At 72.0% G+C, this 9540-nt stretch carries 8 protein-coding genes; 5 read left to right on the top strand and 3 right to left on the bottom strand.

The features are described 5' to 3' along the window. Positions 1–96 precede the first annotated feature (96 nt). Positions 97–1365: an extracellular solute-binding protein gene (locus tag ACIRRH_RS05110; RefSeq protein WP_403061946.1), complete on the bottom strand. Its 1269-nt coding sequence runs from the start codon at positions 1363–1365 to the stop codon at positions 97–99. Between the two features lie 337 nt (positions 1366–1702). Here ACIRRH_RS05110 and ACIRRH_RS05105 point away from each other — a divergent pair, with 337 nt between their 5' ends. From ACIRRH_RS05105 to ACIRRH_RS05090, 4 genes are all read left to right on the top strand, one after another. Further along, on the top strand, positions 1703–2494 hold the full coding sequence (locus ACIRRH_RS05105; RefSeq protein ID WP_403061943.1) for a GntR family transcriptional regulator: 792 nt from the start codon (positions 1703–1705) through the stop codon (positions 2492–2494). A gap of 387 nt (positions 2495–2881) precedes the next feature. Continuing rightward, entirely contained in the window at positions 2882–3178 is a 297-nt protein-coding gene (locus ACIRRH_RS05100) for a DUF3311 domain-containing protein (RefSeq protein WP_403061940.1), read from the top strand. Further along, positions 3175–4785, top strand: a complete 1611-nt coding sequence (gene mctP / locus ACIRRH_RS05095) for a monocarboxylate uptake permease MctP (protein ID WP_403061937.1) — start codon at positions 3175–3177, stop codon at positions 4783–4785. Before ACIRRH_RS05100 ends, mctP begins: the two co-directional genes overlap by 4 nt. Positions 4786–4939: 154 nt before the next feature. Next, positions 4940–5755, top strand: coding sequence for a histidine phosphatase family protein (locus ACIRRH_RS05090; RefSeq protein WP_403061934.1), 816 nt, complete (start codon positions 4940–4942; stop codon positions 5753–5755). Positions 5756–5762: 7 nt separating this feature from the next. On the opposite strand, the gene ACIRRH_RS05085 is transcribed toward ACIRRH_RS05090, so the two are convergent. Further along, on the bottom strand, positions 5763–6755 hold the full coding sequence (locus ACIRRH_RS05085) for a helix-turn-helix domain-containing protein (RefSeq protein ID WP_403061931.1): 993 nt from the start codon (positions 6753–6755) through the stop codon (positions 5763–5765). A 399-nt stretch (positions 6756–7154) separates the two neighbouring features. Here ACIRRH_RS05085 and ACIRRH_RS05080 point away from each other — a divergent pair, with 399 nt between their 5' ends. Continuing rightward, positions 7155–7649: a GNAT family N-acetyltransferase gene (locus ACIRRH_RS05080; protein WP_403061928.1), complete on the top strand. Its 495-nt coding sequence runs from the start codon at positions 7155–7157 to the stop codon at positions 7647–7649. A gap of 20 nt (positions 7650–7669) precedes the next feature. On the opposite strand, the gene ACIRRH_RS05075 is transcribed toward ACIRRH_RS05080, so the two are convergent. Continuing rightward, complete coding sequence (locus ACIRRH_RS05075; protein WP_403061925.1) at positions 7670–9358, bottom strand: ArnT family glycosyltransferase; 1689 nt, start codon at positions 9356–9358, stop codon at positions 7670–7672. Between the last annotated feature and the right edge of the window lie 182 nt (positions 9359–9540).

Genomic DNA, 9540 nt, shown 5'->3' with positions numbered 1-9540 from the left:
CGCCCCGCCCACCCCCCCCCCCCCCCCCCCCCGCCCCCCCCCCCCCCCCCCCCCCCCCCCGGCCCCCCCCCCCCCCCCCCCCGCCGCTCGACTGCCTTACTGCTTCTGGTTGAGACGCTTCGCGATCTCGTCGTCGGCCTTCTTGGCCGCGGCGGCGTAGTCGCCGGTCAGCGCCGAGGTCAGGAAGTCCTTGATCGGGTTCGGCTCGTTCTCGACGTTGGTCCAGGTCGGAACGTTCGGGGTGGTCGCGCCGTTGGCGGACGCCGGCAGGGCGGCCTTGGCGAACTCGCCGGTGACCTTGCTGTTGAGCGCGACCTTGTTCGGGATGAGGCCGGCGCCGGCCATCAGGCCCTCGTTCTTGTCGCTCATGGCGATCTTCAGGAAGCCCTTGGCGAGCTCGGGGTTCTTGCTCTGCTGGGCGATCGCCAGGTTCGAGCCGCCGAGGAAGACGCTGGACGGCTTGTCCGCGGTCGCGCCGGGGAGCGCGAAGTAACCGATCTTGTCGGCCGCCAGCTCCTCGGGCTTCGGGACCTCCCAGCCGAGGCCGATGATGGTGCCGATGTCGCCCTTGGCGAAGACGTCCTTCTGCTGCGGGGTGGCCTCGTCCTTGTCCTTCGGCGCGATGGCCGAGTGGCTCTGCAGCTTCTTGTAGGTCTCGAACGCCTTCTGGCCCTCGGGGGTCGACAGGCCGCCGACCCACTTGTCGCCGTCCTTCTTCGCGAGCTTGCCGCCCTCGCTGGTCAGCAGGCCGAAGTAGACGTACCACTCCTGGCCGGGCATGTAGAGGGCGTCGGTGACACCGGGGACGGCCTTGACCTTGTCCAGGTCGGTGTACAGCTCGTCCAGGGTCTTCGGCGGGGCGGCGATGCCGGCCTTGGTCCAGATGTCCTTGTTGTAGGTCACCACGCGGTTGGTGAAGTACCACGGGGCGGCGTACTGCTTGCCCTCGATGATCGAGGACTCGTTCAGGTTGGCGGCCCAGTCGGCGCCACCCAGGTCAGCCTTGTCCTTGGTGATGTCGAGCAGACCACCGGTGGCCGCGTAACCCGCGGTCTGGGTGTTGCCGATCTCCAGGACGTCCACCGAACCCTCGGAGAGGGCGGCGGTGACCTTCTGGCCGATGCCGTTCCACTTCTGGGTCTGGATGTCGAGCTTGGCACCCGGGTAGGCGGCGGCGAAGTCGGCCTTGACGCTGTCCTCCCAGCCCTTGGGGGCCGAGCCGTCCATCAGCCACACGGTCAGGGTCTTGCCGTCGTAGTTCTTGGCCGACGAGCCGCCCTCGCTCTTCTTGCCGTCCGAGCCACAAGCCGCCAGGCCGACGACCATTGCTGCGACGCCGACCGCCGCGATGAGCTGACGCTTCACGCCATCCTCCTGAGGGATGCCTGGGTTGCCCCCGTCGGGCGGCAGCGGCAGACCCACACAAAGCGGGGGGAATGGTGCCGCGGACCCCTTCGAACGGGTGGGGGGATTCATAGTGACCGGCCTAGTGGTGTAGACCAGATGCCTGGAGCTTGGCCTAGACCAATGGGCCTGTCAACGGCTGTTCGACCGATCCCGACCACCCGTTATCAAGCCGACACCGCACATCGTTCATCGCGTGATGAGGTATTCGTTCCGTAGCCATACATGCAACGATGTGAGCCGTTAACGATGTGGTGGGGTCGCCGAAGACCTCGCGAGAAGCGGGAGAACAGGTCCGATGAGCAGCGACGGGGGAACCAGCGCCCAGGTCAACGACCCCGAGGTGAACAGCCTCCCGGCGCAGTCCGGTACCGACCCGACCGCGCGCGTCCCCAAGTACTACGGCCTGAAGCGGCACCTGCTGCAGCTCACCGAGACCCAGCCCGCCGGCACCCCGGTGCCGCCCGAGCGCGCGCTGGCCGCCCAGTTCGACACCTCGCGCACCACCGTGCGCCAGGCCCTCCAGGAGCTGGTCGTCGAGGGCCGGCTGGAACGCATCCAGGGCAAGGGCACCTTCGTCGCCAAGCCCAAGGTCGCCCAGGCCCTCCAGCTGACCTCCTACACCGAGGACATGCGGGCCCAGGGCCTGGAGCCCACCTCCCGGCTGATCGAGATCGGCTACATCACCGCCGACGACCGGCTCGCCCCGCTGCTCGACATCAAGCCCGGCGGCCGGGTGCTGCGGATCGAGCGCCTGCGCCTGGCCAACGGCGACCCGATGGCCATCGAGGTCGCCCATCTGTCCGCCAAGCGCTTCCCCGCCCTGCGCCGCAACCTGGCCAAGCACAACTCGCTGTACGCGGCGCTGCGCGAGGTGTACGGGGTCACCGTGGCCGAGGCCGAGGAGACCATCGAGACCACCCTGGCCAACCCGCGCGAGGCCGGCCTGCTCGGCTCCGACCTCGGCCTGCCGATGCTCCAGCTCTCCCGGCACTCCTTCGACGCCGAGGGCGATCCGGTCGAGTGGGTCCGCTCGATCTACCGCGGCGACCGCTACAAGTTCATCACCCGGCTGAAGCGTCCGGAGTAACCCCACTCCCCCACCGCACTTCGGGCACCGGCGCACGCGACCCGCGCGCGCCGGTGCCATTTGCGTTCTGCGGCGACACCCCGACGTCCCGCGACGGCGGCGCCCGTTCCGTCCACCGCGGTACCGCGTTTCCGTTGCCTCGCGGCGCCCTTGCACTCCTCGGCAGTGGCACCTTTGCGCCCCCCCGACGGCGGACATCGGTCGGTTACGTCCGACTGGCGGGAAGTTCCGTCGATTCCGGTGACATGGATCACCTCATGCTCTAGATTGCGCAGCCGTACTGACCTGACTGCCGATCACCGATGGTGCTGCTCGGCGGGCCCGCACGGCGCTCGGCGCCGACCGGGCTGCGGCGCCGACGGGGACCTCTCCGGAGCGGAGCCGACGATGCCCTCTGATCCCCCGACCGTCGACGATGTCATGCCCGAGCCGGCCGGGACGCCCGTCCCGGCGGTGACGCCCGAACGGGTGCTGGCCGGCCTCGCCCTGCTCGTGCCGATCGTCGCGATGCTCTGGGTGTCCTCGTACGACAAGGGCGACCCGGCGGTGGCCGGGATGCCGTTCTTCTACTGGTACCAGCTGCTCTGGGTGCCGGTGTCGGCCGTGTTCACGGTCGCCGCCTACCTGCTGATCACCCGGGACGAGAAGGCCCGCAAGGCGGCCCGGACGGGCGGTGCGCGATGAAGGACGTCAACGTGCCGGCCCTCGTGGTCTTCGTGCTGTTCTTCGCCCTGGTCACCGTGATGGGCTTCCTCGCCTCGCGCTGGCGCCGCGCGGACGACGCGGCGCACCTGGACGAGTGGGGCCTGGGCGGCCGCAGCTTCGGGACCTGGGTGACCTGGTTCCTGCTCGGCGGCGACCTCTACACCGCGTACACCTTCGTCGCCGTCCCGGCGGCGGTGTACGCGACCGGCGCGGCGGGCTTCTTCGCGGTGCCGTACACGATCATCGCCTACCCGCTGGTCTTCCTCTTCCTGCCCCGGCTCTGGTCGGTCTCCCGGGTGCACGGCTACGTGACCCCGGCCGACTTCGTGCGCGGCCGGTACGGCTCGCGGCCCCTGTCGCTGGTGGTGGCGCTCACCGGCATCCTGGCCACCATGCCGTACATCGCCCTGCAACTCGTCGGCATCCAGGCCGTGTTGGACGTGCTGGGGGTCGGCGGCGGGGAGAACGCCAACTGGTTCGTCAAGGACCTGCCGCTGTTCATCGCCTTCGGCGTGCTGGCCGCGTACACCTACTCCTCCGGCCTGCGCGCCCCGGCGCTGATCGCCTTCGTCAAGGACGCCCTGGTCTACATCGTGATCATCGTCGCGGTGATCTACATCCCGATCCGGCTCGGCGGCTACGGGCACATCTTCGACACGGCCGCGCAGCACTTCAAGGAGGCCAAGGCCGGCTCGCTGACCATCCCCGAGAACAAGCAGTGGACGTACGCCACGCTCGCCCTCGGCTCGGCGATGGCGCTGTTCATGTACCCGCACTCGGTGACCGGTGTGCTGGCCTCCAAGTCCCGCAACACCGTGCGCCGCAACATGGCGATCATGCCCGCCTACTCGCTGATGCTGGGCCTGCTGGCGCTGCTCGGCTTCATGGCGATCGCGGCGGGCGTCGGCAAGGGCGTCAAGGGCTACAACTCCCAGCTGTCGGTGCCGCAGCTGTTCGCGGACATGTTCCCGGACTGGTTCACCGGCGTGGCCTTCGCCGCGATCGGCATCGGCGCGCTGGTGCCGGCCGCCATCATGTCCATCGCGGCGGCCAACCTGTTCACCCGCAACGTCTACAAGGAGTGGCTCAAGCCCGCCGCCACCCCCGCCGACGAGACCCGGATCGCCAAGCTGGTCTCGCTGCTGGTGAAGGTCGGCGCACTGGTCTTCGTGCTCGGCATGGACAAGCAGGCCGCGATCAACCTCCAACTGCTGGGCGGCCTGTGGATCCTGCAGACCTTCGTGGCGATCGTCGGCGGCCTGTTCACCCGCTGGTTCCACCACTGGGCGCTGTTCGCCGGCTGGGCGGCCGGGATGGTGTACGGCACCTGGAAGGCGTACGGGATCGCCAGCCCGGCCACCAAGCACTTCGGCGGCAACGCGGCCGAGATCCCCGGCATCGGCGAGATCGGCTACATCGGCCTGACCGCCTTCGCCCTCAACCTGATCGTCTCGGTGGCGCTCACCCTGGTGCTGCGGGCGGTCAAGGCGCCGGACGGCCCGGACGAGACCAAGCCGTCCGACTACAGCGCCGAAGCCGGCGACGAAGAGCCGAAGAACGCGCCGGAGCCTGTAGCGGCGCACTGATTCGCGCGGTACGCGCCCTGTGATCGCGCCGCCTTCTCCGTGAACACTGGAGAAGGCGGCGCGATCATATGTATGAACAGGCGTGTACGCCGGGCACCACCAGACCGGACCGGCATCCGGCCGGGACCTGATCGACCACGGGGAGCTCGCGGCCATGGCAGAACTCGGTACCACCCTCAACGGCCAGCACCAGTCCACCCAGAGCCAGCACCACCACGTCACCGCGCAGGGCCAGCACGGCACCGCCCACCGCCCGGCGGCGGCCGGCCGGCTGCCGTCCGTGCTGATCGCCACCCGGCACGGGGAGTCCACCGCCAACGTCGAGTTCCAGCTGGCCGAGGCCGCCGGAGCGCTCAGCGTCCCGATCAGCTGCCGCGACGCCGACATCCCGCTGTCGCTGCACGGCCGCCGGCAGGCCCAGACGCTCGGCCACTGGTGGGCCGGCCTGCCCAGCGCCGACCGCCCGCGCAGCGTCTGGTGCTCGCCGTACGTGCGCACCGCCGAGACCGCCCGGATCGCACTCGCCCAGGCCGCCGGGCTCGGCGCCGTCCCCGTCACCCTGGCCGTCCGCTACGACGAGCGGCTGCGCGACCGCGAACTCGGCGTCCTGGAGATGCTGCCGAAGGCCGCGATCGAGGCCAAGCACCCGGAGGAGGCGGCCCGGCGGCGCAAGATGGGCGAGCTGTACTACCGCCCGCCGGGCGGCGAGTCCTGGGCCGACGTCGCACTGCGGGTGCGCAGCCTGCTGCGGGACCTCTGCGAGGAGGAGGCCGGACGGCCCGTCCTGCTGGTCGCGCACGACTGCACGGTGCTGATGCTCCGCTACGCGCTGGACCGGCTCACCGAGGAGCAGCTCACCGCGCTCGGGCCGGTGCACAACTGCTCCACCAGCCTCTGGCGGGCCCAGGAGGGGCGGCTGCGGCCGGACGGCTGGAACGGGGTCGAGCACCTGGCGGCCGGGGAGGACTGACGGCACGTCATGGTGCGGCCGGGTCGGAGGCCGGGTCCGGGCCGGCGAAGCAGCGCCGGTAGGCCAGCGGCGTGGTGCCCAGCCGGCGGCCGAAGTGGTGCCGCAGGGCGGCCGCGTTGCCGAAGCCGCAGCGGGCGGCGATCGCGTCCACCGACTCGGAGGTGGACTCCAGCAGCCGCTGGGCGAGCAGCACCCGCTGGCCGACCAGCCAGCGGTGCGGGGTGGTGCCGGTCTCCTGCTGGAAGCGGCGGGCGAAGGTGCGCGGCGACATGTGCGCCCGGCCGGCCAGCTGCTCGACGGTGGCCTCCTCGGCCAGGTGGTGGCGCATCCAGTCCAGCAGCGGGGCCAGCGATTCGCCGGTGGCCTCGGGCAGCGGGCGGTTCACGAACTGGGCCTGCCCGCCCTCCCGGTGCGGCGCCACCACCATCCGGCGGGCGATCTCCCGGGCCACCTCGGCTCCCTGCACCTTGCGCACCAGGTGCAGGCAGGCGTCGATGCCGGCCGCCGTCCCGGCGGAGGTGATCACCGGGTCGTCGTCCACGTAGAGCACGTCCGGCTCGACCGTGGTCAGCGGGAAGCGCGCGGCCAGCGCCTCGCTGTGCCGCCAGTGGGTCGCGGCGCGACGGCCGTCCAGCAGCCCGGCGGCGCCCAGCACGAAGGCGCCGCTGCAGATGGACAGCACCCGGCCGCCATCCTCGACCACCCCGCGCAGCGCCTCCAGCAGCGGCTCCGGGTAGGTGCGGCGGATGCCCGCCGCGGTGACCACGGCGAGGTCGGCCCCGGCCAGCCGCTCGGGGCCGTACGGGACGTCCACCGCGAAGCCGGAGTGGGTCGCGTGCGGCCCCGGGCGGGCCCCGGCGATCGCGAAGTCGTAACCGGGCAGCCCGTCGGCGGTGCGGTCCAGGCCGAACACCTCGCAGGCCACGCCCAGTTCGAAGGGGTGGATCTCCTCCAGCACCACCGCGACCACGTTCTCCAGCATGCCGTCGTTCTTCAGCATGCCGTCCAGGATGCCCCCGCTGCCCGCCGCCGCGGAAGGCGCCGACTGGCAGGATTTCGAGGCAATCGGTCGTTCCTGCCACTCGTGGCCGCTGCGCCGCCCGGCCACAGTGGTGCCCATGGACAGCGACACCCTCTCCGGCGCACTCGCCCTGGCCGCAGCCGTCGGCGGCTTCGGCCTGCTCGGCGTCCTGATCGGCCGCGAAGCCTCCCAAGGCCCGGCGGCCGGCCGCGACAACTACCACCGCCCGGGCGGCTACCCCGCAGACCCGGCCCGCCCCGAGCGGCTGTACGGCACCCCGCCCGCCGCCTCCCCGCGCCCCGGCGCCGGCCGAGCCGCCCTCCCGGCCCGTTCGACCCCGGAGAACCGTCCCGCGGAGCGCTCCGGCACACTGGCCCGATGGACTTCCTCATCCGCCAGGCCCTCCCGGAGGATCTCGCCGACGCCGGCCGGATCACCGTCGAGACCTTCGTCGGCGACGGCTACACCAGGCCCACGAGCAGCTACGTCGAGCTGCTGCGCGACGCCGGCCGGCGGGCCCGGGAGGCCGAGCTCCTCGTCGCCGTCGACGCGGCCGGAGCCGGGGTCCTCGGCTGCGTGACCTTCGCGGTCGGCGGCACCGAGTGGGCGGACATCGCCTCCCCGAGGGAGGGCGAGATCCGGATGCTCGCCACCGCCACCGCCTCCCGCGGCCGCGGCGTCGGCGAGGCCCTGGTCCGCGCCACCGTCACCCGCAGCCGCGAACTCGGCCTGGACGGCATGGCCTTCTCCACCCGCCCGGAGATGACCGCCGCCCACCGGGTCTACGAACGCGTCGGCTTCCGGCGCACCCCGGAGCGTGACTGGTCCCCGTACCCGGGGATGGATCTGATGGTCTACACGATGGCGTTCTAGCGGCCGTTCCTGAGCATCCGTCACGGCCTCTTGTCGTACCCGGGCGCCACGTAGACGGTGTACCGGCCGTGCTTCCCGCTCGTCACCACGGTGACCACCCGGTACCCGGCGGCCTTCAGGGTGGGCTGGATCGCCTTGTCGATGGCCCCGGTCTGGGTGAAGTCCAGGACCACGACCTTCCACTCGTGGGCCTGGATGCCGGCCTGGATCGCGGGCACCCCGTTCTGCATCTCGCCGGTGGCCGGGTCCCGGCGGAAGACGGCCACCAGGTCGTGCCACTGCTGCCAGTTGGTCTGCTTGCGCAGGTAGTACGCGGGGACGTTGTAGTTCTCGACCAGGTACCGGTCCTCGCCCTTGACGATGTACGGCTCCAGGGCGGCCACGAACTCCTTCGAGTTCGACCACTCTCCGTACATCTCCCGGCCCTGGGCCGAGCCCACCCAGGCGAGCGGACCGACCACCAGGGCGGCAGCCGCCACCCCGGCCACCAGGTGCAGCCGGCCCTTCAGCCAGAGCACCGTACGGGCCAGGACCAGGCCCACCACGATGCAGGAGAACCAGGCGCCGAAGTCGACGTGCTTCTGCAGGGACAGCCAGGTGTGGATGCGGATCTGGTTCACCGGCGCCATCAGTCCGGCCAGCAACAGGAGCAGCGCCAGCCAGAACTCGGGCCAGGCCGCACCGCCGCGCCGCCGCGCCCGAACCAGCTGCACCAGCACCCCGGCCAGCGCGACCACCAGCAGCGGGCCGACCCAGCGGGCGGCCTCCGAGGCCACGTAGGAGTACGAGTCGTGGCCCGGGGCGCGCTTGAGCGTGGTGTGGTTGAAGCCGTTGACGTACTTCTCGCCGGCCGCCAGCGCCGCTGCGCCGACCGCCACCACGAAGGTCAGCAGCACCAGCAGCCCGCGCCGCCAGGCCTCCCAGAGGCGCAGCGACCCGCGCGGCCCCGCCAGCACCGCGATGCCCGCCACCACCGGCACCCACAGCAGCGCGGCGTACTTGGTGGCGCCGGCCAGGGCCAGCAGCAGCCCGGAGGCGACCAGGCTCGGGTAGCCGCCGCCCGTGGTCAGCCGCACCGCGAAGTACCCGGCCCAGGCGAGGATCGCCAGCGCCATCGCGTCGTAGGTGGCCAGGCCGCCGAGGAACTGGGTGGGGCCGAGCGCGACGAAAGCCGCCGCCGCGCAGAACGCCGCGAGCGAGCCGTGCAGCCGCCGGGTGGCCAGGTGGACGGCGACGGTGGCGGAGAGCATGAACGCCAGGCTCAGCAGCCGGGCGCCGTTCAGCCCGCCGAGGAAGTCCGCGACGGCCACCACCACCGGGTAGATCAGCGGGGAGCCGGAGAAGAAGGTCTCGTACGTCGACACCGGGGTGCCGTGCCGCAGGTGCGCGATCTCCTGGTAGCCCGCGTAGATGTAGGTGCCCTCGTCGATGAAGGCGGTGTTGCTGAGGATCAGGTGGTACGAGAGCGCCCCCTGGATCAGCAGCACGGCCAGCAGCGGCAGCCAGTCGGCCCGCAACGCCGGCCGGGCCGGGTGCGGCACCCCGGGCGGCCCGGGCTTGCGGCGGCGCCGGTCGGCCGCCGGGTAGGCCTGCGCCGTCCCGGCGGCCGTCCGGTCGCGCTCGCCGAGGGCCACCCCAGCCGGCCTGGCCCCGCCGAGGACGGGCTTGCGGGTGGACTCGGGCCGGATCCAGCGGCCGTCCGCGCTCATCAGTACTGCTCCTCATCTGGGACTTCGCATCCGGACGGGCCCTGGAGCCCACGCCCCGGGGCGCGCTTCGGCCGCCGCCCCACACTGCCGGGGGCGGCGGCCGGACGTTCACGAGGGCCGGTCGGCCCTGCGGCGGGTCCTGCGGGTCGTCCTCACCGGCCCGCGGAACCCGCCCGGACGGG

The sequence above is a fragment of the Kitasatospora sp. NPDC101235 genome, from assembly GCF_044767505.1.
In the GTDB taxonomy this organism is placed as follows: domain Bacteria; phylum Actinomycetota; class Actinomycetes; order Streptomycetales; family Streptomycetaceae; genus Kitasatospora.
This window is presented reverse-complemented; position numbering and strand designations above follow the sequence as displayed.